A 25,455-nucleotide genomic window follows, 5' to 3' on the forward strand; every position below is an offset into this window, starting at 1 on the left:
GTTCGTCCGTTTCGCGCATGACTCGCGCCCGCGAATGGCGGGCACAGCGCATCGGCGTGCGGCCTCGGTGCGGACTCAGCGCGATCTCAGTGCGGCCCTTGCCGCTGCCGCAACGCGCCATGCCGACTGCGCCGCCGACGCGGCAAGTCCTGCGACGCGTGCTGGCCCGAGCGCCCCGCCCCGCCGGGTGACGTGTCGCCCGGCGCGAGCCACGCGGGCTCGAACGCACCGCTGCCGCAGGCCGCGACCAGTAATTCGTCCGGCACGCCCGCGAAGCTCGCGTTGAATGTCGCGCCAAAGGGCTCAAGCGATTCACGAGGCTGCGCACCCGTGCGCGCGGGCCGAGGCTTGCGGGCGCCGCTCATCAACCGGGCGCCCAGAGCCGCAGCCAGAACGCTCGCGGCCACCAGCACGGAAAGCTCGAAATCGGCTGAGGCGCGCGCGCTCACGAAGCCATAGCCGAGCGCGACGCCGAGCAGCAGCGCCAGGAGATGAATCGCACGATCGCCGCGCCCGAAAGGCACGCGCCTGCGCACCGGGCCGCGGCCAAGGAGGCTCAACGCGCCGCCAACCAGCAGCGCGCCTGTCACCACTGCGATGAACAGCGCGGCACGTTCGAAAGGCGCGCGACCGGGCTCGAGCAGGCAGCTCGCGAAGCCGCCGGTCAGCGCCGCCGCGCCCAACGCGCCGCCCGCCAGCGCGGCCGTGCGCGCCCGCCGCGTGAGATCGCGCCGACCCGCAACGTAAAGCCCGGCCAGCACGCCGGCTTCGACGGCCACCGCCGCCTGGGTTGCGTGCGAGCAGCCGGCCGCCAGCACACCCGGCGGCACGGTAAGTAGCAATGCGAACGAAATTGCGAAACCGAAGCGACGCTTGTGTGGCGCACCCGCACGCTGCGCACAGCGCGGCGCGGCGGGCGAGCGGCGCGAGCGCACCGGTGCGAGCGCCGCCAGTTGTGCAAATGCACAGCCGAGCCATGCGAACAGCGCGCCGGCGCCCAGCCATGCCAGGTCGCCAGCCAGTAGGTCCGGCATCTCTCCTCCTCGCGCGCGGCATGCGAGCCGCGCGCGTTTCCGGTTCACTCGCTCAGGCCGCGCCCTCTACGGCGGCTAGCGGCTGCGTTTCGCCGCGTGCGGCGGCCAGCGTATTGCTCAACGTGCCAATGCCTTCGATCGTGACCTCGACGGTTGCGCCATCAACGATCGAGCCTACGCCGAGCGAGGTGCCGCACGCAATCACATCGCCGGGTTCGAGCGTCAGATCCTGCGAAATGAGGCTCACCTGCTGCGCCGGCGAAAACACCATGTCGTCAAGCGGATAATTCTGCCGCTCCACGCCGTCAAGTTGCGTGACAACGCGCGCGCGCCGCCAGTCGAAGCCCGAAACGATGGCCGGGCCCAGACAACAGAACGTATCGAAACCTTTGGCGCGGCACCATTGCGGGAAGTGCGGATTCTCGGTGATGAGGCCCGCCGCCGTGACGTCGTTGACGACCGTGTAGCCGAAGATCGAGGCCTCGGCCTCTTCCACGCTCACGTCGCGGCAGCGCTTGCCGATCACGATCCCAAGCTCGCCTTCGAACACGATTTTTCCCGCATAGTGGGCAGGACGCCGAATCGATTCCGACGACCCGATCACCGAAGCCGCCGGCTTGATGAGAAAAAGCGGGTGCGCGGGCACCGGCTTTTCCAGCTTCGCGGCGAGCGCGTGAAAGTTGTTCCAGAGCGCCACGACCTTGCCGGGCGCACAGGGCGCAAGCGGCGTGAGCGCGCGCAGCGACAACACCGCGCCAGTCGGAACGGGCTGATCCAGTCCTTCGTATTCGTGCAGGTAACCGTTCTCGACGCGACCGAACACAATGCTGCCGTCGCTCGCCATTAAACGCATCCACGTTTCCATGCTTCGCTCCTTTCGTGTCAGACGGCGCCAGAAGCACGCAGCGATTGAATCTCGTCTTTCGTGTAGCCGAATTCCGCGAGCACCTCGTCCGTGTGCTCGCCGAGCAGCGGCGAGCGCGTGACGTCGGTCGGGCTGTCGGAGAGCTTGATCGGGTTGCCAACCGTGAGGTACTTGCCGCGCACCGGGTGCTCCACCTCGACGATCGTGCCGCTCGCGCGCAGCGACTCGTCGCCGGCGATCTCCTTCATCGAGAGAATGGGGCCGCACGGAATGTCGTAGCGGTTGAGCACGGCCATCGCCTCGAACTTCGTGCGATGCATGGTCCAGTGCTCGATCTCGCCGAAGATTGCCTTCAGGCGCGGCAGGCGCGCGTTCGGCGTCGCATAGTCCGGATCGTCGATCCACTCCTCGCGCCCGATCAGCTTGCAGATGCGGTCCCACACAGGGGCCTGCGCGATGAAGTAGATATACGCGTTCGGATCAGTCTCCCAACCCTTGCACTTGAGGATCCAGCCCGGCTGGCCGCCGCCGGACGCATTCCCGGCGCGCGGCACGGCTTCGCCGAAACCGTCGTTCGGGTACTGCGGATACTCCTTCATGGCGCCGGTGCGCTCGAGGCGCTGCTGATCGCGCAGTTTCACGCGGCACAGGTTGAGCACGCCGTCCTGCATGGCCGCGAGCACCTTCTGGCCGCGCCCCGTATGCGTGCGCTGATAGAGCGCCGTGACGATGCCGAGCGCGAGATGCAGGCCCGTGCCGCTGTCGCCGATCTGCGCGCCGGAAACCACGGGCGGCCCGTCGTCGAAGCCCGTCGTGGAAGCCGCGCCGCCCACGCACTGCGCCACGTTCTCGTAGACCTTGCAGTCCTCATAGGGCCCCGCGCCGAAGCCCTTCACCGAAGCGACGATCATGCGCGGGTTCAGCGTCTGGATATGCTCCCAGCTAAAACCCATGCGCTCCAGCGCGCCGGGCGCGAAGTTCTCCACGAGCACGTCGCAGTCGCGAATGAGCCGCTCCAGCACGCGCTTGCCTTGCGGGTTCTTCGTGTCGAGCGTGAGCGAACGCTTGTTGCCGTTGAGCATCGTGAAGTAGAGGCTGTCCGCGTCCGGCAGGTCACGCAACTGCTCGCGCGTGATGTCGCCGCCGCCTACGCGTTCTACCTTGATCACATCCGCGCCAAACCAGGCGAGCAGTTGCGTGCAGGTGGGTCCCGACTGCACGTGCGTGAAATCGAGGATACGCACGCCGTTCAATGCCTTGCCCATGTCATGTCTCCTTGTTTAATCGTCGTGGCCGGGCGAGTTTTCAGAAATCGGTGGGGTTGCGTGGGCAGAGGCGAGTCATCTGCGTCCTTGAGCAATACGGTATGTGATATATCACAGTGAAGCAAGAGGGGATTTGCCCATCGGGAATGCCTTTAGAAATGCGCCAAAGCCTTACGCCGCGTGGCTTTGCTGTGATTTCGCAGGCTTTGATGCGGCGCACACAAGGGAAAACACCGAGCGCGCAGCGGGTCTGATATGCCAGATTCCGTGTGAAGGATGGCGGCAATGGTTGCCGGTTTCGGCCGACTAATTCGTCAGGGATGCCAGGGGTTGATGCGCATAAAGTCGGACGCCGCGAGGGCTTCGGCCGCCGGCCGTGAGCCGGTAAACGCAAAACGGGAGACCCTGAGGTCTCCCGTTTTGCTGTGGCCGGGGCGGTTGCCGCCCGCCTCAGTCGAGGAAGTCGCAGTTCTTTTCGACGTACACCGCGAGATCGAGCGAATGCTGGCGTACGAGCTTTTCGGCCAGTTCGGTATCGCGCTTTTCCAGCGCTTCGATAATGCGCAGGTGGTCGACGATCGAGCGCGAGGCGCGGTCGCTCTGCGAGATCGTCATGCGGCGGATGGCGCGCACATGCACGAAGATGTTCTTGATCGTGTCGAGGATGATCTGAGACCTGGAGAGCTCGACAATCGCCTGGTGAAACGCAATGTTGGCGTCCGAATACTCGGCGATATGCTCCGCGGGCGTGCTGTCGCGGAAGTCGTCGAACATGTGACGCAGCCGCGCGATTTCCTCGTCGGTGGCGTGGATCGTGGCGAGGCGCGCTGCCATGCTTTCCAGCGCCCCCCACATCTGGATCATTTCGACGATTTCGCGCTTGCTCTTGCGCACGATATAGATGCCGCGGCGCGGCACCATGCGCAGAAAACCTTCCTGTTCCAGCAGCGTCATGGCCTCGCGCACCGGCGTACGGCTCACGCCGAGCGTCTCGCTCAGCACGCGCTCGTCGAGCCGGATTTCCTCGCGCGACTGGTAGATGTCGGCGTCGGCAATGGCCTGGCGCAGCATCGCATAAGCCTGATCGCGCAGGCTCAGCGTTGCGTTGATGGGTTGCAGCGCCAGTTTCAGGGGCGCCGCGTCCCGGGTTGCTACCGCTTCTTCAGTGTGTTCTGACGACATTGATTGCCTCTTTTCCGACCTGCGGCCGGATTCGCGGACCGAATTGTGCACCAGGTTTCGCGCGCCGCGCCGTCGCAACGCGCGGCGCCTCGCCCAAACCTGCGTACCGGCCATGCCGCGCAGCCTGTTCAATAGCCGACTGCGGCAGCCACCTGGCGATCAGGACCGTAGCGGCGGCGCCCAGAGCCACGACTGCCGCCCCGAAGAGTGCGAGAGAAACGAAATCCATTTGAAGCTCCGCAAGATTGAGTCATCGAATGACTCAATCATATGTTGCGTCGCGACAAAAAGCAATATTCTGTATGTGATATATCAGATATAGTCGTTCCCGCACAACACGCCGATGGAACTACGGGCTGGTCTGCCTTGAAAACAACCAATGCTAGTGAGAAACCGGTGCTGTCGGCAAGTGGCAATAGCGTCGAAGGGCACGATCGTGTCATGCAATATCGCGAGTGCGCCTTGCGCGCAACACAAAGCATGCACAGACAGCACTTCAAATCATTTCCGGTTGACAGTGCAAGCCGGCGCCCCGCACACTCGACCCATGCACACCTCCTACACCCTCCTCATCGTCGCCAACGCGATGAATCATCCGTGGAAAACCCATACGGGCGATCCTCGGGGATGGTGTGCGTACTAGCAGTCTGTCGTCACGCAAATCAAAAGCCCCGCCGGCATCGACGGGGCTTTTTGCATTTCTGGGTAATAGCGCTCCGTTCGTCGGCTCCAAAAACTGGAGAAAACGATGGATGACGCTTCACAATCCGCCTCACAGGCGGCCCGCGCCACGCTCGCTCATTTCGCCGACGAAGCCAGCCGCTTCGACGACCCGTTGCCCACGCAATCGATCCATTTCGCCGTGCCGCCCATGCGCACGCTCACATGGCGTGTGAACGCGCCGGCCACGCTGCGCATCCATGCCGCTCACGTCTGGGTCACGCGCGCGTGCTCGCCGTACGACCACTGGCTACAACCGGGGGAGACGCTGCGGCTCGAACGCGGCGAGCGCATCTGGCTCAGCACCGAGGCTGCCGTGCCGGCTCGCGTGAGCGTCACCAGCGCGTGGCGTCCGCCGTATGCGGGCGTGCGGCGCGGCATCGAGCGCATGGGCGCCTGGCTTGCATTGCTCACGCTGCGGCGCGCAAGCCAGACATAAGGTCGGGCAGGAAACCGGCGCGCGCCGGCCAGTAAACGGCAAAACGCCGGATGCACCAACTGGCGCATCCGGCGCTGTACGGAGCCCGCACAGATTCAGAACTTGTGCCGCAACCCGAGGTTGACGATCGTCTGGTTCGAGGTGCCTGCGTAGCCATACGAACCGATCGAGGCCTCGGCCGGCATCGAGCCGCCTGCGCCGTCGCCGGTGTCGCCGCTCGCGTGCTGCCACGCCGCCGTCATGTAGAGGTCGGTGCGCTTCGACAAGCTGTAGTCCGCGCCGAGCGAGACCTGGTGGTAGCTCGCCGTCGTATCGCCGTTGGCGTGCGTGTAGCTGTAACCCAGGCCGAGCAGCAGCGCCGGGCTCAACTGATAGTTCATGAAGCCCTGCCCGGTGTTGTACTTCTGCGTATCGCGGAACACCGAACTGCCGTCGGGCGCGTAGCGCGCATTGCTGTAGCCCAGACCAAACGTGAACTGGCCGAGCTGGTACTGCGCCGCCGCGCGCGCGATCGCCAGCGAGTGCGCCGTGGTATAGCCGGAGTTGATCGGGCCGTCGAACGTGCCGTCCGAGGTGCTCGACCAGCCGTCGGTACGAATGGCGTTCGTGGCCTGGCTGTTGGTCGCGTAGAAGTAACCGCCCGCCAGCGCGAGCGGACCGTTGGTGTAGTTGATCGCCGCCGAATACGACTGCTCCGCGCCCGTCGAGCCCGCCACCCCGCCAAACGAGTACATCGCCGCCACCTGCAAGCCGCTCCACACGGGCGTGGTGTACTTGACGGCGTTGTTCACGCGGAAGCTGTTGTCGTAGTTGTCGACGTCGCCCGCCGTCGCGAACACGGAACCGAAATAGTTGTCGGCCGTGATGCCCTGCACGAGGTCGATGAGCGGGTCATACTGCCGGCCGAGCGTGAGCGAGCCGTACTGCTCGGCGGTCAGCCCCACATAGGCCTGGCGGCCGAACAGCTTGCCGCCCTGCCCGAGCGAGCCCGTGGACGGGTTGAAGCCGTTTTCCAACTGGAAAATCGCCTTGAGGCCGCCGCCGAGGTCTTCGGCACCCTTCAAACCCCAGCGCGAGCCGGAGAGATTGCCATAGCTGCTGTTGCCGAGCGTCCAGAGGTTCTTGTTGTCGTTGGCGTGGTTGACGTACGTGATCGAGGTGTCGATGGTGCCGTAGAGCGTCACGCTGGTCTGTGCCTGAGCCAGGCCGGCAGCCCCGAGCGCGGCAAGCGAAAGGGAAGTCAAGGCGAGTCTTTTCACGTCATTCTCCTGGCGCAGTAAAACAACTCTTGACCAAAGCAGACTAACTCTCCGTTCGAGGCTTGTAAAAGGATTAAACGAGATGTCTCGAATTAGTAACAGCGATTTCTGAAACCGCATTCAGCCGCCCCCGAGCTTTCGCTCCCGGAGTGAAACAATGCGCGCAGCATCGGCGGCAATCGTCCGTTCTATAAGGCTTGTAGCGCGCGGGCGCTTGCGGGCGGCGTTGCTGCAACGACCATGATTCGGGACGCCGCGGCGGACTCGCGTTTCAATGCCTCAGCGAATGGTGCTTTACAATCCGCTTTGCAAACATCAATCGTCGGAACATTTTCCGCCGCTGGAATCCGCGAACTTCCTCCCCGCAAACCCGCCGCGCGCATGCGCACCCATCCTTACCCAATAACAGATTCTTGCCTTGGGGCGTCAACCGCTGGCGAGTCCTATGCGTTTCCTGAGTTTTACCAGCCCTTTACCAAACGTTTACGTTTTGGCTCGAATTCCGGGATCGGCGCGCCAGGTGTGCGCAGCCGCTTCGAAAGTACATAACGAATAGACGCGATGTCACCGCCGGGGAAGCTGTAACAGCTACGGCGACACCGCAGAGAGTCACCAGGCCGATCCATGTCTCAATCGCATTCTTCGCGCGCGGCGCGTGCCCTCGGGGCACTGCGCCGCCGTGCCGGCGCGTGGCGCCCGCAGCGCTTCGTCGCGCCGGTGCTCGCACTCGGCATCTGCGCGCTGCTGCTGCTCGTATTCCAGCATCTCTCCAGCTCGGTCGACTACCACTCGGTGATCCGCCAGCTCTGGACGCTCACGCCCGCGCAGTGGAGTGGCGCACTCGCCGCCACGGCCGTGAGCTTCCTCGCGCTCGTCGGGCGCGACGCCGTGGGCCTGCGCTACCTCGGCGTGCGCGTCTCGCGCGGCGCACTGTGGGCGGGCGCGATCGCCGGCTCGGCGCTCGGCAACGTCACCGGCTTCGGCGCGCTCACGGGCGGCGCCGTGCGCTGCCGCGTGTATGGCGGCGCGGGCGTCACCGCCGCGCAGGTCGGCCGCATGACCGTGTTCACGAGCGTCACGCTCGCCCTCGCGCTCGTGTTCATGACCGCGCTCGGCATGGTCGGCGCCGCCGGCACGCTCGCCGGCCTGCTGCACCTGCCGCCCGACGCGCTGCGCGTGATCGGCGGCGCGCTGCTTGGCTGCGGTGCCGTCCTTGTCGCGCTGTGCCCCGCCAGCGCGCGCGAGATCGAGCCGTTCGGGCGCGCCTGGCTGCGCTTTTCGCTGCCCGCGCGGCGCGACCTCGTCGCGCAGTTGCTGCTCGCCGCACTCGACGTGGTCGGCGCGGGCCTCGCGCTCTGGTCGGTGATGCCGCACGCGCAGATCGGCTTCACCGATTTCCTGACCGTCTACAGCGCCGCCATGCTGCTCGGCCTGATCGGCCATACGCCGGGCGGCATCGGCGTGTTCGAAGCCGCCATGGTCTACGCGCTCGGCCCGAGCGTGCCCACCTCGAAGGTGCTGGCCGCGCTGCTCGCCTATCGCGCGATCTACTTCGGCGCGCCGCTCGCGCTCGCGGCGGCCGTGCTCGCCGTGTTCGAAGGCCGCGCGCTCAAGACGCCGCTCGGCGCGCGCTTCGCAAAGCGCGGCGCGGACGGCGTTTCGCAGCTCGCGCCGCTCTTTCTCGCCATCGTCACGTTCGTCACGGGCAGCATGCTCGTGATCTCGGGCGCGACACCCGCGTTCTCCAAGCGCATCGCGCTGCTGCAAACCTTCCTGCCGCTCTGGGTGCTCGAAAGCTCGCAGTTGATGGGGAGCCTGTTCGGCGTGCTGCTGCTGTTCGTCGCGCGCGGCCTGCTGCGGCGGCTGGACGCCGCGTGGTGGCTCGCGCTCGTGATCGCCGTGGCCAACCTCGCGCTCTCGCTCGCCAAGGGCCTCGCCTTCGTCGAAGCAGGCGTGCTCTGCGTGCTGATCGTGCTGCTCATCGCCACGCGCAAGCGCTTCAACCGCCACTCGTCGCTCTTTGCCGAACGCTTCACGCCCGCCTGGCTCGCCTCGGTCGGCTGCGTGATCGCGCTCGCCGTGTGGATGCTGCTGTTCGCGTTCCGCGACGTGCAATATTCGCAGCATCTGTGGTGGCAATTCGCCTTCCACAGCCGCGCCCCGCGCGCGCTGCGCGCCACGCTCGGCGCAGGGGTGTTCGCCGCCGCGCTCGCGTTGTGGCAACTGCTGCGCCCCGCCGCGGGCCGCTTCGTCATGCCCGCGAGCGAAGACCTCGAACAGGCCGCGCTCATCGTGCGCGCGCAGGAACGCAGCGACGCGGGCCTCGCGCTGATGGGCGACAAGAGCTTCCTCTTCTCCGCCTCGCGCAAAGCCTTCCTGATGTATGCGAAGCGCGGGCGCACGTGGGCCGCGCTGCACGATCCGGTCGGCCCGCGCGAAGAGTGGCCCGCGCTGATCCGCGAATTCGTCACGCTCGCCCATGCGCACGGCGGACGCGCGGCGTTCTACCAGGTACGCGCCGACGCGCTTCCGCTCTATCTCGACGCGGGGCTCACACTCATGAAGCTCGGCGAGGAAGCGCGCGTGATGTTGCAGGAGTTCGACCTGAAGGGACCGCAGCGCGCGCATCTGCGCTACGCGCTCAAGCGCGGCGAGCGCGACGGCTTTTCGATCGAGCATATCGAGCCCGCGCAAATGAGCGCGAGCCTGCCGGTGCTGCGCGCCATCTCCGACGCCTGGCTCGAAGACCGCGAAGCGCGCGAAAAGAGCTTCTCGGTGGCCGCGTTCGACGACGACTATCTCGCCGCGCAGTCGGTGCTGCTCATCCGCCAGAACGGCGAACCGCTCGCCTTCGTCACCTTCATGACAACGGATCTGAACACCGACGCGACAGTGGGCGTGATGCGCCATCTGCCGGGCGCCTCGCCCTATGCGATGGAGTATCTGTTCACGCAGCTCGCGCTGCATCTGAAGGACGCGGGCTACCAGTCGCTCTCGCTCGGCATGGCGCCGCTCTCGGGCATGGGACCGTCGCCGCTCGCTTCGTCGTGGCACCGGCTCGCGGGCTTCATCTGGCGCTTCGGCGGCCGCTTCTACAATTTCCGGGGCCTGCGCGGCTTCAAGAACAAGTTCGCTCCGCGCTGGGAACCGCGCTATCTGGCCGCTTCGGGCTCGATCAGCGTGTTCATCACCCTCGCCGATCTATCGCTGCTGGCAGGAGGCTGGCGCTCATGACATTCCGTATTCCCAGGCTGCCGCGCATTGCAGGCACGGCAGCGGGCGCCGTTGCGCTCGCGTTTTGCGCGGCTCACGCCAACGCGGCTTCCATGCCCGCCTCGACGCCGCCTTCCGGCGCGACGATGCACGTTCCCGGCGGCCGTTACGGCGAAGTCGCGGTGACGAAACCGAGCGGCGCGATGCGCGGTTTCACCGTGCTGTTCTCCGCGGACAAGCACTGGAGCGCCGCCGACCAGACGCGCGCCGACGCGCTCGCGCAACATGGCGCGCTCGTCGTGGGTGTGGATAGGGAGCGCTACGCGACGAACCTCGCAGCGGTGAAGAACGAAACCTGCCACAAGCTCTACAGCGACGCTGAAGCGCTGAGCCATCAGCTCGAACGCCAACTGGGGTCAAGCGAGTATTACGCGCCGATCGCCATCGGCAGCGGCGAAGGCGCGCTCATCGCCCAGCGCATGCTCTCGCAGGCGCCCGCGAACACGATGGCGGGCGCCGTATCGCTCGATCCGGCCGCCACGCTCGACGCGCGCTTCGCCCCGTGCCCCGGCGACCCCACGCTTTCGCGCGGCAAGGGCCTGCCCGGCTTCCTGGAGCAAGGCGTGACGGCGAAAGATGTGCGCGCAACCAACACAACCAACGCGGCAAACGCAAGCACTGCCGCCTTGCACACGTTCGCCCCGACGACCGCCGATGCCGACAAGATCGTTGCGCTCGCATCGAGTCATCTGCGCGTCGCGACCGAAAGCGAAGAGGACGTGTCGGACCTGCCGCTCGTCGAACTGCCCGCGGCACACCCCACCGACATGCTCGCGGTGGTGATCTCCGGCGACGGCGGCTGGCGCGATCTCGACAAGACGATCGCGGAAGCGCTGCAAAAACAGGGCGTTTCGGTGATCGGCTGGGATGCGCTGCGCTACTTCTGGAGCGAAAAGACGCCCGCGCAAACGAGCCACGACCTCGCGCGCGTGCTCAAGACCTACGGCTCGCGCTGGCATGCGCAGCACATTGCGCTCGTGGGTTACTCGTTCGGCGCGGACGTGATGCCGTTCGCCTACAACCGGCTGCCCGACGCGCTGCGCGCGAAGGTGTCGTACATGTCGCTGCTCGGCTTCGCACCGGACGCCGACTTCCAGATTCGCGTGACCGGCTGGCTCGGCATGCCCGCCAGCGACAAGGCGTTGCAGGTGCGCCCGGAACTCGCGAAGGTGCCGCCTTCGATCGTGCAATGCGTGTACGGTTCGGGCGAAAAGGACACGCTGTGCCCGGCGCTCGCGAACACCGGCATCGACGTCGTCAAGACGAGCGGCGACCACCACTTCGACGGCGACTACAACGCGCTGGCCGGAAAGATCATCGCGGGCTGGAAGAAGGAGATCGCGTCGCGGGGATGAGGACGCGGGTCGTTATTCGTCGTTGGCTTGACGGCGGGCAGTGTATCGCCCACTATAACGCCATGCGTCATATGACGCATGGCGTTATGCTTTGGCATGGCGATCCAGAACTTCTACGACAGGGAAACGGCACTGATCTGGTCCGGTGCGCGGTCGCGCCGGTTGCCGGCGGAAATTCAGCAGGTGGCGCGCCGTAAGCTGCGCATGCTGAACGCTGCGCAAGATCTCGCGGACTTGCGCATTCCGCCGGCCAACCGGCTCGAAGCGCTAAGGGGCGAGCGCGCCGGCCAACACAGTATCCGTATTAACGACCAGTGGCGGATATGTTTCGAGTGGCACGGCGGCCACGCCCATGACGTGGAAATCGTCGACTACCACTGAGGTGCGGACTATGAAAAAACTCCGAAACGTCCATCCCGGCGAAGTGCTACAAGAGGAATTCCTCACGCCCATGGAGATGAGCCAGAACGCACTCGCCCGCGCGATGAAAGTGCCTCCGCGGCGCATCAACGAAATCGTCCATGGCGCGCGCAGCGTGACAGCGGACTCCGCACTGCGTTTGTCGATCGTGTTCGGCACCACGCCGCAGTTCTGGATGACACTCCAGAGCGACTACGATCTCGAGGAAGCCGCGCGCAACACCGATCTATCGGATCTGCGCCCCCTGGCGGCATAGGCGCTGCGCGAGTTCACTTCCTCCCCACGAGATACTGCACGCCCTGCGGCCCGTAGCGCTCGGCGTGCGGCAGGTTGGCGGCAAGATGAAACACGTCGCCGGCCTCGTAGCGCCGTTCTTCGTCGCCCACGCGTATGTGCATTTCGCCCTCGACGATCAGCGCCTTCGCTTCGAACGGATGCGTATGAACTTCCATGACGCCGGCTTCCCGCGTCACGACCACGGGTTCGGGAAAGCCTTCGTCGGCCAGGCTGCGGATGAATGCGTCGCGCTGCATGATGCGTCTCCTCGCTCGACGGCGTCGAGCCACCGGTCGTCCACCGGCAGCCAGTTTGGCACGCGCGCGGGAGCGCTGCATGACCTCGTTTCGTGCCCGCCCGCCGCCCGGCCAGTAAAGATCCCCGTCAACCTTTCATAAAAACAAAAATGAAAGGCTTTCGAAAAATTTCCCCTTACATTACCAAAAGCTTTCATCTATAACGGCATCACATGCCGCGATTTCCGCTATCTCGCGCATGCCTCCACCCGCCAGGTCTGACCGGCGGGTTTTTTTTTCGGGTGCGCGCAGCATCGACATGAAGCTTTCAAAAGCCATACTCATCAATGCATCGCCCTAGTGGAAACACTGAGGTGGCTTTGACTTGACTCCCTTGATATATCACATATTGTGTAAACGACTGTCAGCTAAACGACAGGATTTGCGGACCGCGAGTCGGGCAAAAACCTTCGGGCAAAACGCCCCTCGCAGAAGGCCATTCATTCGAAAAAACCGGAGACACACATGGAGCATCGGCAAGGAGGGGCGTCGCGATTCGCGTCGCCGTGGGTGCAGCTCGTGTTCGGCGTGATCTGCATGGCGATGATCGCCAACATGCAGTACGGCTGGACGCTGTTCGTCAATCCGATCAACGAGAAGTACCACTGGGGGCGCCCTGCGATCCAGGTCGCGTTCACGATTTTCGTCGTCACCGAAACCTGGCTCGTGCCCGTGGAGGGCTGGCTCGTCGACAAGTACGGGCCGCGTCCCGTCGTGGTGAGCGGCGGGCTGTTGTGCGCGCTCGCGTGGGTGCTCAACTCCGTCGCCGCGTCGCTGCCGGTGCTCTATATCGCGGCGGCCGTCGGCGGCCTGGGCGCGGGGGCCGTGTACGGCACCTGCGTCGGCAACGCGCTCAAGTGGTTTCCGAACCGCCGCGGCCTCGCGGCCGGGATCACGGCGGCGGGCTTCGGCGCGGGGTCGGCGGCGACCGTCGTGCCCATCGCCAACATGATCAAGAACAGCGGCTACGAGTCCACCTTTCTCTGGTTCGGCCTGGGGCAAGGGATCGTCGTGCTCGTGCTCGGCTTCGCGCTCAGCGCGCCCGCTTCGCACGGCGTTGCCGCGGCCAAACGCGCGATCGGTCAACTGGGACACGCGGCAAAACAGGTCGCGCAAAACGCCAGCGCCGTCTACAACGCAGGCCCGCGCGAGGTGGTCAGCTCGCCCATCTTCTGGGTGATGTACGCGATGTTCGTGATGATGGCCGCCGGCGGCCTGATGGCGACCGCGCAGCTCGGCCCGATCGCGAAGGACTTCGGCCTGCACGACTCGCCCGTTTCGCTGCTCGGCCTCACGCTGCCCGCGCTCACGTTCGCGCTCACCATCGACCGCGTGCTCAATGGGCTCACGCGGCCGTTCTTCGGCTGGGTGTCGGACCGCATCGGCCGGGAGAACACGATGTTCGTCGCGTTCGCCATCGAGGCGGTCGGCATCGTGCTGCTCTCGCAATACGGCCACAGCCCCACGGCCTTCGTCGTGCTCACCGGCATCGTGTTCTTCGCGTGGGGCGAGATCTACAGCCTCTTTCCCGCCACCTGCGGCGACACGTTCGGCCCGAAGTTCGCCGCGACCAACGCCGGGTTGCTCTACACCGCGAAGGGCACGGCCGCGCTGCTCGTGCCGTTCACGAGCGTGATCACGGCGGCAACCGGAAGCTGGCACGCGGTGTTCATGCTCGCTTCGGGCATGGCCGCGATCTCCGCGCTACTGGCCGTTTTCGTGCTCAAGCCGCTGCGCAACGCGCATCGCCAGAAGCATGCGGAGCCGGCCGCCGACTTCCCGTACGGCAGCCCGCTCGTGCAGGATTGAGCGTTCTCGCGCAGCAATAAAAAACGCCGGCGTGAGCCGGCGTAAAGAGAGACTACCCTAAACCTTTGTTCAGGCGAGCGCTGCCGCCGCCTTCGCATCCTCTTCCTGCTCCACCGACGAGCGGATCAGGTAATCGAATGCGGCCAGCGAGGCCTTCGCGCCTTCGCCCACGGCGATCACGATCTGCTTGAACGGCACGGTCGTCACGTCACCGGCGGCGAACACGCCCGGCACCGACGTCTGGCCCTTCGCATCCACTTCGATCTCGCCGTGCTTCGAGAGCGCCACCGTGCCCTTGATGAACTCAGTGTTCGGCACGAGGCCGATCTGCACGAACACGCCTTCGAGTTCGAGATGATGCTTGTCGCCCGACGTGCGCTCGAGGAACGCAAGACCTGTGACCTTCTGGCCGTCGCCGGAGATTTCCGTGGTTTGCGCGTTCACGTGCACCGTGACGTTCGGCAGGCTGCGCAGCTTGCGTTGCAGCACTTCGTCCGCACGCAGTTGCGCGCCGAATTCGAGCAGCGTGACGTGGCTCACGATACCGGCCAGGTCGATCGCCGCTTCCACGCCCGAGTTGCCGCCGCCGATCACCGCCACGCGCTTGCCCTTGAAGAGCGGACCGTCGCAGTGCGGGCAGTAGGCCACGCCCTTGTTCTTGTACTGCTGCTCGCCCGGCACATCGACATTGCGCCAGCGCGCACCCGTTGCGAGCACAACGCTCTTCGCGCGCAGCGTCGCGCCGCTCTGCGTACGCACTTCGAAGCCCTTGCCGGTGGGCACGAGCGCTTCGGCGCGTTGCAGGTTCATGATGTCGACGTCATAGGCGCGCACGTGTTGCTCAAGCGCCGCCGCGAACTTCGGCCCTTCCGTTTCTGTGACCGACACGAAGTTCTCGATCGACATCGTGTCGAGCACCTGGCCGCCGAAACGCTCGGCGAGCACGCCGGTGCGAATGCCCTTGCGCGCCGCGTAAATCGCCGCAGCCGCGCCGGCGGGGCCGCCGCCGACGATGAGCATGTCGAAAATGTCCTTCTGGTTCAGCTTCTCGGCGGCACGCGCCGATGCGCCGGTGTCGAGCTTCGCGAGAATCTCTTCCACACCCATGCGGCCCTGGCCGAACACTTCGCCGTTCAGGTAGATGGTCGGCACAGCCATGATCTGGCGCTTCTCGACTTCGTCCTGGAACAGCGCGCCGTCAACCGTGACGATCTGCACATTCGGGTTGAGCGACGCCATCGCGTTGATCGACTGCACGACTTCCGGGCAGTTCTGGCACGACAGCGACATATAGACTTCGAACGAGAACACGCCGTCGAGCGCCTTCACCTGTTCGATGGTTTCGTTCTCGAGCTTGACCGGGTGGCCGCCCACCTGGAGCAATGCCAGCACGAGCGACGTGAATTCGTGGCCCATCGGAATGCCCGCGAACGTCACCTTCACGTCGGAGTTCGCGCGCTTGATCTCGAACGAAGGGGTACGCGCGTCGCCGGCAGCGGCGCCACGGCGTTCTTCGTAGGAGATGCGGCCCGAGAGCGATGCGATGTCCTGCAACAGTTGTTGCAGTTCTTGCGACTTCTCGCCGTCATTCAGGTACGCAACGATCTCGATCGACTGCGTGACTTTTTCGAGGTAGCTTTTGAGTTGATCTTTGAGGTTGGCGTCGAGCATGGCGTTTTTTCCGGCTAAAGAAGAAGCGGGGGAATTCTAAGTATTGCCTGGCAATTTCGCCGTTCCGCTTTTGGCGTAACGCGGCGAACAGGGTTCCCGGGCCTCAGCCGCGTGGGCGCGGCCCGGGGATACAGCTAGTGAGACTTGGGCGTCATGCGATCAAGGCGATCGCATTGGAACTGCGACGCTTAGATCTTGCCGACCAGGTCGAGCGACGGCTTGAGCGTTTCTGCGCCCGGCGTCCACTTGGCGGGGCACACTTCACCCGGGTGCGATGCCACGTACTGAGCGGCTTGCACCTTGCGCAGCAGTTCCTTGGCGTCACGGCCGATGCCGTTGTCGTGGATTTCGCACAGCTTGATCTCGCCTTCCGGGTTGATCACGAACGTGCCGCGCAGGGCCAGGCCTTCTTCTTCGATCATGACGTCGAAGTTGCGCGTGATTGCGCCCGTCGGGTCGCCAACCAGCGGGTACTGGATCTTGGCGATCGTGTCCGACGTGTCGTGCCATGCCTTGTGCGTGAAGTGCGTGTCGGTCGACACGCCGTAGACTTCGACGCCCAGCTTCTGGAATTCAGCGTACTGGTCAGCCAGGTCGCCGAGTTCCGTCGGGCACACGAAAGTGAAGTCGGCCGGGTAGAACACGACAACCGACCACTTGCCCTTGAGGTTTTCTTCAGAGACCGGAACGAACTTACCGTTGTGGTATGCGGTTGCCTTGAACGGCTTGACTTGCGTGTTGATGAGAGACATGCGTTGTTTCCTCGGTCTGGGTTGGGAAAAGGTATGGACGAAGGTTACGGGAACCGCGCCCGTTTGAAAAATTGGTTGCTTTGATCGCTGGTATTAACCCTGCCTATCGGCCCCGATAGTCTGCCTCGAAGCCCGCCGGCACGGGGTTGCGCGCCTGCTTCACGCCCCCGGAGCAACCCCCGGGGCGGTGAGCATACAACGAAACTGCGACATTGCGCCTCACCTGGCCGCCCTTTCATGGTGCATCCGAGCTGCCCGAAGGCCTCGGCATCGGCTGTGATCGCTCCAGCCCGCACCAGGTTCCTCGTGTTAGATGCAGGCGCAACGGCCGTTCTGCAAGAGCTGCGGGCTTGCTGCGTCAAAGCGCCCCGCCGCGCGCAGTTGCCGCACGCGCGATAAGCCGCTCGCGCAAGTATTGCGTGAATGCGCGAATCGTCACGGAAGCTTCACGATGCTGCGGATACAGCGCGTGCAGCGCATTGGACGGCGGCATGAACGGCTCCAGCACTTCGACGAGCAGTCCCGCGTCCACCGACCCGCCCACGATGAAGTCCGGCAGATAACAGATGCCGAGCCCGGCAATGGCCGCGTCGCGAATTACCTCGCCGTTGTTGGCGCGCAGCGGCCCGTGCACCTCGAACGGCGTGCGCACGCCGTCGACGATGAATTCCCACGGCGCGCGACCCTGCTGGCCGTAAGGCAGGCAGTCGTGCTGCGCGAGCTCTGCGGGCGTTTGCGGTTCGCGGCGGCGGCGCCGGTAGCCGGGGCTGCAACACGCGATCATGCGCACGTCGATGAGCTTTTGCGCGACCAGCGTGGAATCGGCAAGGCGGCCGATGCGCAGCGCCATGTCGAAACCCTCGCCGATCACATCGACGGTGCGGTCGCTCAGATCCATGTCGAAGCGGACGTCCGGATGCTCGCGCAGAAATTCGGCCACGAGCGGCGAGAGATGCGCCATGCCGAACGACATCGGCGCGCTCACTTTCAGCAGGCCGCGCGGCTCGCTGCGCCGGTCCGACATGGCCTGCTCGGCTTCGGCCACGTCCGCGAGAATGCGTTTGGCGCGCTCGTAGAAGTCCTGCCCCAGGTCGGTCACCGCCAGCTTGCGCGTGTTGCGCACGAGCAGCCGCGCGCCCAGATCGGCCTCCAGCGCCGCCACGCGCCGGCTCACGAACTGCTTGGAAAGCCGCAGCCGGTGGCCCGCCGCCGTGAAATTGCCCGCATCCACGGTGTTCACGAAGATCCGCATGTCGTCGAGTTGCATTCGAATTGTCCACTTCAATGTGACAGTGAGTCGTATTTTACGGCGATTCACGTCATCTGGATTGACCTAAACTTCATTCCATCGCAACCAGACACCGAATCGAAAGATTCACACGGAGAAACGAAAATGATCGAACTTCGCAAAGCAGACGAACGCGGCCGCGGCGAACATGGCTGGCTCAGCTCGCGTCACACGTTTTCGTTCGCAAACTACTATGATCCGAAGCAGATCGGCTTCTCGGACCTGCTCGTGATCAACGACGACCGTGTGGCGCCGGCGCGTGGCTTCGGCAAGCATCCGCACCGCGACATGGAAATCTTCTCGTACGTGCTGGAAGGCGCGCTGGAGCACAAGGACTCGATGGGTACGGGCTCGGTGATCGTCCCCGGCGACGTGCAGCTGATGAGCGCCGGCACGGGCGTGGCGCACAGCGAGTTCAACCACTCGGCCGACGAAGGGGTGCACTTCCTGCAAATCTGGATTGCCCCGAACGAGAAGGGTGCGCAGCCGCGCTACCAGCAGAAGAACATTGCCGATGCCGAAAAGCGCGGCAAGTTCCGCCTGATCCTCTCGCCGGACGGCGCGCAAGACTCACTGCTGCTGCGTCAGGACGCCCGCGTGTATGCCGGCAAGCTCGACGGCGCGGAAACGGCGAAGGTCGAGATCGGCGCGGAGCGCCATGCTTATGTTCACGTGGCGCGCGGCAGTGTGAAGCTCAACGGCGTGGAGCTTGGCGAAGGCGATGGCGCGCGCATTCGCTCCGAGCGCGAGCTGACCTTCACGGACGGACACGATGCCGAGGTACTTGTGTTCGATCTGCGTAATATCGAAGTGTCGGAACTCTGGGCCTGACGCCTGACACCTGCCAGGCGCGGACCTGAGCGCGGCGGCCCGCCGCTGGAAAGCGGGCCGCCGCCCGGCGAGCGCGAATCCGTTCGTAGTGAACGACTTAAAAATTTTTCGGAGTGAACCATGCGATACAACCTCTTCGGACCCGGCAACGACGTCGTGCTGCTGGTCTCGCGCATTCTGCTGACTTCCCTGTTCATCCTGTTCGGCTGGTCCAAGATCACCGGCTTTTCCGGCACCGTCGACTACATGGCGCACGTGGGCGCGCCCGTGCCGATGCTCTCGGCCGCCATTGCCGTGATCATGGAGTTCGCGGTCGGCATTCTGCTTCTGGTGGGGTTCTTCACGCGGCCGCTCGCCGTGCTGCTCGCGATCTACACCGTTGCCACGGCGTTCATCGGCCATCACTTCTGGACCATGACCGGCGCCGACCAGATGGCCAACATGATCAACTTCTACAAGAACGTGAGCATTGCAGGCGGTCTGCTCGCGCTCGCCGTGACCGGACCGGGACGGATTTCGATCGACAGGAAGTAAGGCGGTGGCCGGTTGCCGGTACCGGCCGTATCGCAAACCGGAACGAAGCGCGATGCCTCGAGGCATCGCGCTTTTTTTTGTCGCGCCTTACGGTGCAACCGGCTCAGTGCAAAGGCCGGGCGCCGCGCCGTCACGCCCGCATGAGCAACGCGCGATGATCGGTGAGGCGCAGATCGATTTTTTCTGCACTTCTTCGCAATTGCGTGCGACGAGACCGTTGGCCAGTTTCAGATAGAGCGATTCGATTTCCGCGCGCGTATTGCTGCTCAAGGTAAGGAATGCATTTCGGCCGCCGCCCGATACCAGTTCGTTCAGCATGACGAACTGTTCACGGAGTAGCTCACGGCACCCGTCAGGCAAGTCCGCGGTGACCGTTTCAGAACTTTGTTGCATAGGATTAAGGACATTGAAAGAGAGTTGCGCCAGCAACCGCCGAATCTATCACCGTCGTAAATTTGCGCGGGAAGGGCAAACATCCATGCGCTCCATTTCCGCCCAGCAAGAGCTTGCGAATAGCGCACCGTAATGGCATCCCTGACAATTGGATCAAATTTACTTTCAAATTCTCACATGCGAAGATTTGATCAAATCTCAAGGAGACCCGCATGCAAAGCCGGCAAGGCGTGAATGGGAATCACGCGCAGCACGTTCTCGCACGCGAGCGCGAAGCCTTCGTCGCCGCGCGCCCGAAGTCGCAGGCGCTGTCCGCGCAAGCCGCGCAACATCTGCTGTTCGGCGTGCCGCTGCACTGGATGAACGACTGGCCCACGCCTTTCTCGCTGTACGTGGACGCCGCGCGCGGCGCGAGCTTCACCGACGCGGACGGCCACCGCTACGCCGACTTCTGCCTCGGCGACACGGGCGCGATGTTCGGCCATGCGCCGCAACCCGTGGCGCGTGCGCTCGCGGCCCAGGCGCAACGCGGCTTCACGACCATGCTGCCGGGCGAGGACGCCGTGGCCGTGGGCGAAGCGCTCGCACAGCGCTTCGGCCTGCCCTTCTGGCAATTCGCGATGACCGCGAGCGACGCGAACCGCTTCGCCGTGCGCTGGGCGCGCGCGGCCACGGGGCGGCGCACGATACTCGTGTTCAACGGCTGCTACCACGGCACGGTGGACGACGTGTTCGTCGATCTCGTCGACGGCCGGCCAACGCAGCGCGCGAGCCTGCTGGGCCAGGTGCACGACCTGTTGCCGACCACGCGCGTGGTGGAATTCAACGATCTCGAAGCGCTCGCCCGAGCGCTCGCCGGCAACGACGTCGCATGCGTGCTCGCCGAGCCCGCGATGACCAACGTCGGCATGGTGCTGCCCGATCCCGGCTTCTGGCGCGCAGCCCAGGCGCTCATGAAACGCCACGGCACGCTGCTGTTGATCGACGAAACGCACACCATCAGCAGCGGCCCGCGCGGCTATGCGCGCGAGCACGGTATCGAGCCCGATCTCTTCGTGCTCGGCAAGCCGGTGGGCGGCGGCGTGCCCTGCGCGGTCTACGGCTTCTCGGCCGAATTCGCGGCGCGCGCGCAGCAGGCGAAGCACGACGCGCCGCCGGGCCATTCGGGCATCGGCACGACGCTCACGGCCAACGCGCTTTCCATGAGCGCGATGCGCGCGACGCTCGACGAGGTGATGACCGAAGCCGCCTACGCACACATGGTCGCGATGGCCGAGCGCCTCGCCAAGGGCCTCGCCGCAACGATCGCGCGCCATGCCTTGCCGTGGTGCGTGACGCGCGTGGGCGCGCGCACGGAGTTCCAGTTCTGCGCCACGCCGCCGCGCAACGGCAGCGAAGCGCGCGCGGCCATGGACGACGAACTCGAACCGCTCCTGCATCTGTATCTGCTCAATCGCGGCGTGCTCATCACGCCGTTCCACAACATGATGCTCGCGTGCCCGGAGACGACCGAGGCCGATGTGGACCGCCTGCTCGCTGCCTTCGACGCCTGTGTGAGCGAACTCACCGCGCCCGACGCGCAATGAAGACGCGAGCGCACCAATCGCTCCAGGACGAGACTTACGCCACGCTGCGGCGCTGGCTGAGCCTCGGGCGCTTCGTGCCGGGCGAGCGCCTGCGCATCCACGTGCTGGCCGACCAACTGGGCGTGGGCGAGATGCCGGTGCGCGCGGCGCTCGTGCGCCTTGCCGGCGAGTCGGCGCTGGTGAACCTGCCCAATCGCGGCGTGATGGTTCCGCAACTCACGCACGCGCGGTTCGACGACGTGCTCAACGTGCGCGTGATGCTGGAAGGAGAAGCCGCGTTTCTCGCCGCCACGCGGCTCACCGCGAGCGAGATCGGGCAGCTCGACTCCCTGTGCATGCAGATGGCCGAAGCGCTCGCGCAACACAAGCGCGCCCGCTATCTGGACGCGAACGAGGACTTCCATCTCACGCTCTATCGCGCGGGCGGTTCGCCGCTGCTCGTCGATCTGATCGAAACGGTGTGGCTCCAGGTCGGGCCGATCTCGAACCTGCTGTTCGAAGACGCCGAATTCGCGCACACGCTCAACGACGCGCACGCGAGCCTCGTGCGGCGGCTCAAGCGTCACGATGCCGCAGGCGCGCGCCGCGCGATCGAGCGCGACCTGGGACACGCGGGGAAGCGGTTGCGCGCGCATTGCCTGCCCGACGACTCGCACACAGTCGATCCGGCTTGATATGCTTGGCGGCGCTCCGGCCCGCTCCAGCCACTCCTCACGTTCTCCTTACGACCCACGCCGCGCAATGCACGACCCGCAAGACAACCTTTACGCCTATCTCACGTCGCTCCAGCAATCGGCGCTGGGCGCGCTCAAACGCCTGCCGCTCAAGAGCCGGGCCGCGCAGGGTGCGTTAATGGCGCTGCGCGCCGTGTGCGGCGCGGGCCTCGCGTACAGCATTGGCCGCGCACTCCATACGGAACAGGCGTTCTGGGCCGCGATCACGGCCATTGCGGTCACCCAGCACGATTACGCCGATACCGTCGCGCAGTCCCGCGACCAGTTCATCGGCGCCATCGCGGGCGGCGTGGTGGGACTCGCCACGGCCGCGCTCGGCCCGGGCAATCTCACGGCCTACCTCGTGGCCGTGAGCGTGGTGATCATCGGTTGCTGGTGCCTGCGCGTGAGCACCGCCGCGCGCCTGGGCGCGATCACCACGACCATCGTGCTGCTCGTGCCCATGAACGGGCCCGTGTGGGACGTCGCGCTCTTTCGCGTAGCCGAGGTCGCCATCGGCATGGCGTGCGCGGTGCCGATCTGCTGGCTGTTCTCGTATGTCGAGCGGCGCTGGCTGCATACCTGAGGGCTCGCGCGCTTCGTTTTGCGCCGTTCTTCTCTCAACTCACGCGAAATAATCCATCTCCGCGCGCTCAGGAATCGGGAGCCGATTAGCGGCGATAATCAGGTCCGCAGTGCGACGCAGGTTGCCGTGGGCCTGGGGCACAAGGGCACGAACACGCAAAGGCGCATGCAGGGCGAATCCTGCGGCGCGTGCGCGCAGGCGCCGCCAAAATGCCCCCGCGCGTGTCAAATCGTGCGAAACTCCCCCGCCGCGCTCCGCCGCCGCCAGGTGAATTCCCGGCAATGCGGGGCGCAATCGAGAACACAACTCACGTCGCCGCGACTTCACACCATGAACACCACCACCCGTCCCGCCGCACCGAACGCCAAGTCCAGCAAGTCCATCACGCTCTTGCAGTTGCTCGCGCTGATTGGCGCCGCCGGCATCGCGGCCTCGCTGCTGTTCCGCTACTTCCTCTGAACGCAGCGCGTCCGGGACCGCGCGTTCGAACCGCGCGTTTAGACCGTTACGCACATCGTTTTCGCTTATGTACAAGAAAGGCGTCGCCCTCGAAATCCAGTTCTCGCCCGAACGTCTGAACGACGGCGCGGGCGATCCGTACTGGATCGACCTCACCGCTGAAGAAGCCACCGCGCTGCTCGAAACGCTGCACGCGAAACTCGCCGCGCGCGAGAGCACTGCCGCGCCGCTCGTCGTCACGCTCGACACGCCGCGCGAAAACGCGGCGCAGGAAACCCCGGCCAACGGCGCTGCGGCCGCGGCCGCAGCCGACGACGGCTTCAAGCAATGGGTCTGCGTGATCTGCGGCTGGGTCTACGACGAGGCGGCAGGCGCCCCCGACGACGGCCTCGCGCCCGGCACCCGCTGGGCCGACGTGCCCGATGACTGGCGCTGCCCGCTGTGCGACGTGGGCAAGGAAGACTTCGCGCTCGTCGACTTCTGAGGCGCGCACAGAATGAACGCGATGAACGCGTGATGCACGCGCGGCGCTTACGCGCCCGCGCGCCCAAGCGGCTCGTAGAACAGCGCGAACAGTTCCGACTGCGAGCTCACGCCGAGCTTCGCATAGATGTGCTTCTTGTGAGCCCGCACGGTCTCGAACGAAATGTCGAGCCGCTCCGCAATCGCGCGCGTGGAAAAGCCGCTCAGGCTCAGGCGCACCACTTCGATCTCGCGCGCGGTGAGCGCCACGCGCCCGCTTTGCTGCGTGACCGCCTCGATGCGGCTTGCGAAACCCGCCTCGCTGAGCTGGCCGTGCGACGCCGCGCTTTGCACCTCGACCCGGTCCGCCGCAGCGACCTCCGCCGCCCCTTGCGCAAAATGCTCGTACGCGAGCCGCTGCTTCATGAGCGCGACCACCCACGGCGCGAACATCGCGAACTGCGCAATATCGCGCTCCGTGTAATGGTGCTTTGCGCCCAGTGAGAAGATCACCGTGCGCTCGTTGTCGACGGGCAGGTTGAACTGCACCTCGTCGCCGATGATGTTGCTCTTGAAATAGCGCTGGTAATAGTCCGTCATGCGGAAGTTATCGGGCGCGACTTCGGCGAGCGTGACGAGCCCCGCGCGCGGCTTTTCGCAGGCGTTGATGTAGAAGGGATCGAGCTGGTACATCGCCTCCAGATACGCGCGGAACAAGAGATCCACGGTGCCGTCGGGCATCGGCGACTCCGCGCAGACGAGCGGCGCGCGCTCGCGCGTGAAGAGGAGCGCACACCAGTTGTCGAACGCGACGAAGCGCTCGATCACACGCGTCATGCGGGTCCAGAAATCGGGGCCGTCGAGGGCGTCGATCAGCGTGGCGATATGGTGATGGAACGCGCGGTCCTGCCAGTCGCTTTCCATGAGTCCTCCGATCAGGGTACCCCTGGTGGGTAATTCCTGGACAAAAATAACGTGGAGATAATAGCCGCTCCTGACGCTCGCGCGGCGCTTTACGTACTACATAAGCCTGACTCACAAACCAGGCCGCGCGGGCCCGACGATTTTGGCAACTTCGCTGGCGACATCGCAGGCAACACTGGAGACAAGCATGCAACTCGAACTCGCGCAGATCCCGCTCGTGGATGGCGCAGTCGCTCCCAATCTGGCCCGCGTTCTCGACGCCGTGGCCGCGCGCCGCGAAGGCAGCGATCTCATCGTCTTTCCCGAAGCCACGCTCACCGGCTTTCCCACGCGCGAAAACGTGCGCGACGTGGCCGAAACGCTCGACGGCCCCTCGCTCAGCCGCGTGCGCGACGCCGCGCGCGCCGCGAACATCGGCGTGGCGGTCGGTCTTGCCGAACGCGAAGGCGAACGCTTCTACAACACGACCGTGCTGATCGACGAGCGCGGCGAAATCGCGCTGCGCTACCGCAAAACGCATCTGTGGGCCACGGACGTGGGCGTGTTCACGCCGGGCGATCGCTTCGAAGTGTGCGAATTCAAGGGCACGACCGTGGGTCTGCTGATCTGCTACGACATCGAGTTTCCCGAAACGGCGCGCGCCGTGGCCTCGCTCGGCGCGGAAATGCTGGTCGTGACGAACGGCAACATGGACCCGTTCGGCCCGGTGCATCGACGCGCCATTGTCGCGCGCGCGATGGAGAACCAGATGTTCGCGGCGCTCGTGAACCGCACCGGCGACGGCGACGACAACCTCACGTTCCCCGGCGAAACGGCGCTCGTGAGCCCGTTCGGCGACGTGATCTGCGAATTGAAAAACGAAGACGCGGTGCTGCATGCGAAGGTGGACCGCGCGCTGCTCGCGCAAAGCCGCGAGCACTACAGCTATCTGCATGACGCACGCGTTGCGCTGAATCTCGCGGACGAGAACGACGCACAAGGCCGCCGCTCGCTCAATATTCGCCCGCGCGCGCGTTAAGTCCGCGTTTTTGCCCGTCTTAGGCCGGCGTCTTGCCCTAAAGGC

The 25,455-nt window shown here is 65.2% G+C and carries 25 protein-coding genes; 14 read left to right on the forward strand and 11 right to left on the reverse strand.

What is annotated here, in order from left to right:
• Positions 1 to 86: 86 nt before the first annotated feature.
• From C7402_RS26345 to C7402_RS26360, 4 genes are all read right to left on the reverse strand, one after another.
• Positions 87 to 1,034 carry a hypothetical protein gene (locus C7402_RS26345; protein ID WP_116612743.1) on the reverse strand — a complete coding sequence of 316 codons (948 nt, stop codon included), beginning with the start codon at positions 1,032 to 1,034 and terminating at the stop codon, positions 87 to 89.
• A 52-nt stretch (positions 1,035 to 1,086) separates the two neighbouring features.
• A complete protein-coding gene (locus C7402_RS26350) occupies positions 1,087 to 1,899 on the reverse strand; it encodes a fumarylacetoacetate hydrolase family protein (RefSeq protein ID WP_116612744.1) in 813 nt (270 codons plus the stop codon).
• A gap of 17 nt (positions 1,900 to 1,916) precedes the next feature.
• On the reverse strand, positions 1,917 to 3,164 hold the full coding sequence (gene frc / locus C7402_RS26355) for a formyl-CoA transferase (RefSeq protein ID WP_116612745.1): 1,248 nt from the start codon (positions 3,162 to 3,164) through the stop codon (positions 1,917 to 1,919).
• A 450-nt stretch (positions 3,165 to 3,614) separates the two neighbouring features.
• The gene (locus C7402_RS26360; protein ID WP_112170881.1) at positions 3,615 to 4,346 is read right to left on the reverse strand and encodes a GntR family transcriptional regulator; all 732 of its coding nucleotides are present in this window, start codon (positions 4,344 to 4,346) and stop codon (positions 3,615 to 3,617) included.
• A gap of 748 nt (positions 4,347 to 5,094) precedes the next feature.
• Between C7402_RS26360 and C7402_RS26370 the strand changes: the two genes are divergently transcribed.
• Positions 5,095 to 5,505, forward strand: coding sequence for a DUF2917 domain-containing protein (locus C7402_RS26370; RefSeq protein WP_116612747.1), 411 nt, complete (start codon positions 5,095 to 5,097; stop codon positions 5,503 to 5,505).
• A gap of 95 nt (positions 5,506 to 5,600) precedes the next feature.
• On the opposite strand, the gene C7402_RS26375 is transcribed toward C7402_RS26370, so the two are convergent.
• Complete coding sequence (locus C7402_RS26375) at positions 5,601 to 6,764, reverse strand: porin (protein WP_112170878.1); 1,164 nt, start codon at positions 6,762 to 6,764, stop codon at positions 5,601 to 5,603.
• A gap of 624 nt (positions 6,765 to 7,388) precedes the next feature.
• Here C7402_RS26375 and mprF point away from each other — a divergent pair.
• From mprF to C7402_RS26395, 4 genes are all read left to right on the forward strand, one after another.
• The gene (gene mprF / locus C7402_RS26380) at positions 7,389 to 9,998 is read left to right on the forward strand and encodes a bifunctional lysylphosphatidylglycerol flippase/synthetase MprF (RefSeq protein WP_112170877.1); all 2,610 of its coding nucleotides are present in this window, start codon (positions 7,389 to 7,391) and stop codon (positions 9,996 to 9,998) included.
• 92 nt (positions 9,999 to 10,090) lie between these two features.
• Positions 10,091 to 11,392 (forward strand): virulence factor family protein, encoded by a 1,302-nt coding sequence (locus C7402_RS26385; protein ID WP_116612822.1) that lies wholly within the window; start codon positions 10,091 to 10,093, stop codon positions 11,390 to 11,392.
• A gap of 96 nt (positions 11,393 to 11,488) precedes the next feature.
• Positions 11,489 to 11,773, forward strand: a complete 285-nt coding sequence (locus tag C7402_RS26390; protein WP_116612823.1) for a type II toxin-antitoxin system RelE/ParE family toxin — start codon at positions 11,489 to 11,491, stop codon at positions 11,771 to 11,773.
• Between the two features lie 10 nt (positions 11,774 to 11,783).
• Positions 11,784 to 12,068: a HigA family addiction module antitoxin gene (locus C7402_RS26395; protein ID WP_112170875.1), complete on the forward strand. Its 285-nt coding sequence runs from the start codon at positions 11,784 to 11,786 to the stop codon at positions 12,066 to 12,068.
• Between the two features lie 13 nt (positions 12,069 to 12,081).
• Here the strand turns inward: C7402_RS26395 and C7402_RS26400 are convergent, their stop codons facing one another.
• Positions 12,082 to 12,345, reverse strand: coding sequence for a cupin domain-containing protein (locus tag C7402_RS26400; RefSeq protein ID WP_112170874.1), 264 nt, complete (start codon positions 12,343 to 12,345; stop codon positions 12,082 to 12,084).
• Positions 12,346 to 12,849: 504 nt separating this feature from the next.
• On the opposite strand from C7402_RS26400, the gene oxlT reads away from it, so the two are divergent.
• Positions 12,850 to 14,193: an oxalate/formate MFS antiporter gene (gene oxlT, locus C7402_RS26405; protein WP_116612748.1), complete on the forward strand. Its 1,344-nt coding sequence runs from the start codon at positions 12,850 to 12,852 to the stop codon at positions 14,191 to 14,193.
• A 69-nt stretch (positions 14,194 to 14,262) separates the two neighbouring features.
• Here the strand turns inward: oxlT and ahpF are convergent, their stop codons facing one another.
• From ahpF to C7402_RS26420, 3 genes are all read right to left on the reverse strand, one after another.
• Positions 14,263 to 15,864 (reverse strand): alkyl hydroperoxide reductase subunit F, encoded by a 1,602-nt coding sequence (gene ahpF / locus C7402_RS26410; RefSeq protein WP_112170872.1) that lies wholly within the window; start codon positions 15,862 to 15,864, stop codon positions 14,263 to 14,265.
• A gap of 188 nt (positions 15,865 to 16,052) precedes the next feature.
• Complete coding sequence (gene ahpC / locus C7402_RS26415; RefSeq protein WP_112170871.1) at positions 16,053 to 16,616, reverse strand: alkyl hydroperoxide reductase subunit C; 564 nt, start codon at positions 16,614 to 16,616, stop codon at positions 16,053 to 16,055.
• A 358-nt stretch (positions 16,617 to 16,974) separates the two neighbouring features.
• Positions 16,975 to 17,883 (reverse strand): LysR family transcriptional regulator, encoded by a 909-nt coding sequence (locus tag C7402_RS26420; protein ID WP_116612749.1) that lies wholly within the window; start codon positions 17,881 to 17,883, stop codon positions 16,975 to 16,977.
• Positions 17,884 to 18,009: 126 nt separating this feature from the next.
• On the opposite strand from C7402_RS26420, the gene C7402_RS26425 reads away from it, so the two are divergent.
• Positions 18,010 to 18,735, forward strand: a complete 726-nt coding sequence (locus C7402_RS26425) for a pirin family protein (protein WP_112170869.1) — start codon at positions 18,010 to 18,012, stop codon at positions 18,733 to 18,735.
• A gap of 120 nt (positions 18,736 to 18,855) precedes the next feature.
• Positions 18,856 to 19,269, forward strand: coding sequence for a DoxX family protein (locus tag C7402_RS26430; protein ID WP_116612750.1), 414 nt, complete (start codon positions 18,856 to 18,858; stop codon positions 19,267 to 19,269).
• A gap of 87 nt (positions 19,270 to 19,356) precedes the next feature.
• Here the strand turns inward: C7402_RS26430 and C7402_RS26435 are convergent, their stop codons facing one another.
• Complete coding sequence (locus C7402_RS26435; RefSeq protein WP_133254560.1) at positions 19,357 to 19,698, reverse strand: hypothetical protein; 342 nt, start codon at positions 19,696 to 19,698, stop codon at positions 19,357 to 19,359.
• 176 nt (positions 19,699 to 19,874) lie between these two features.
• Here C7402_RS26435 and C7402_RS26440 point away from each other — a divergent pair, with 176 nt between their 5' ends.
• From C7402_RS26440 to C7402_RS26455, 5 genes are all read left to right on the forward strand, one after another.
• Complete coding sequence (locus tag C7402_RS26440; RefSeq protein ID WP_116612752.1) at positions 19,875 to 21,248, forward strand: aspartate aminotransferase family protein; 1,374 nt, start codon at positions 19,875 to 19,877, stop codon at positions 21,246 to 21,248.
• Positions 21,245 to 21,922: a GntR family transcriptional regulator gene (locus C7402_RS26445; RefSeq protein ID WP_116612753.1), complete on the forward strand. Its 678-nt coding sequence runs from the start codon at positions 21,245 to 21,247 to the stop codon at positions 21,920 to 21,922. Before C7402_RS26440 ends, C7402_RS26445 begins: the two co-directional genes overlap by 4 nt.
• 67 nt (positions 21,923 to 21,989) lie before the next feature.
• Positions 21,990 to 22,547 carry an FUSC family protein gene (locus C7402_RS26450; protein ID WP_112170864.1) on the forward strand — a complete coding sequence of 186 codons (558 nt, stop codon included), beginning with the start codon at positions 21,990 to 21,992 and terminating at the stop codon, positions 22,545 to 22,547.
• 330 nt (positions 22,548 to 22,877) lie between these two features.
• Complete coding sequence (locus tag C7402_RS48045; RefSeq protein WP_258396931.1) at positions 22,878 to 23,006, forward strand: hypothetical protein; 129 nt, start codon at positions 22,878 to 22,880, stop codon at positions 23,004 to 23,006.
• 67 nt (positions 23,007 to 23,073) lie between these two features.
• Positions 23,074 to 23,490 carry a rubredoxin gene (locus tag C7402_RS26455; protein ID WP_116612754.1) on the forward strand — a complete coding sequence of 139 codons (417 nt, stop codon included), beginning with the start codon at positions 23,074 to 23,076 and terminating at the stop codon, positions 23,488 to 23,490.
• 47 nt (positions 23,491 to 23,537) lie between these two features.
• Here the strand turns inward: C7402_RS26455 and C7402_RS26460 are convergent, their stop codons facing one another.
• Entirely contained in the window at positions 23,538 to 24,392 is an 855-nt protein-coding gene (locus tag C7402_RS26460) for a helix-turn-helix transcriptional regulator (RefSeq protein ID WP_116612755.1), read from the reverse strand.
• Between the two features lie 187 nt (positions 24,393 to 24,579).
• Between C7402_RS26460 and C7402_RS26465 the strand changes: the two genes are divergently transcribed.
• On the forward strand, positions 24,580 to 25,410 hold the full coding sequence (locus tag C7402_RS26465; protein ID WP_112170861.1) for a carbon-nitrogen hydrolase family protein: 831 nt from the start codon (positions 24,580 to 24,582) through the stop codon (positions 25,408 to 25,410).
• The last annotated feature ends 45 nt before the right edge of the window (positions 25,411 to 25,455 follow it).

Origin of the sequence: Paraburkholderia unamae (assembly GCF_003096875.1) — a bacterium.
GTDB lineage: Bacteria > Pseudomonadota > Gammaproteobacteria > Burkholderiales > Burkholderiaceae > Paraburkholderia > Paraburkholderia unamae.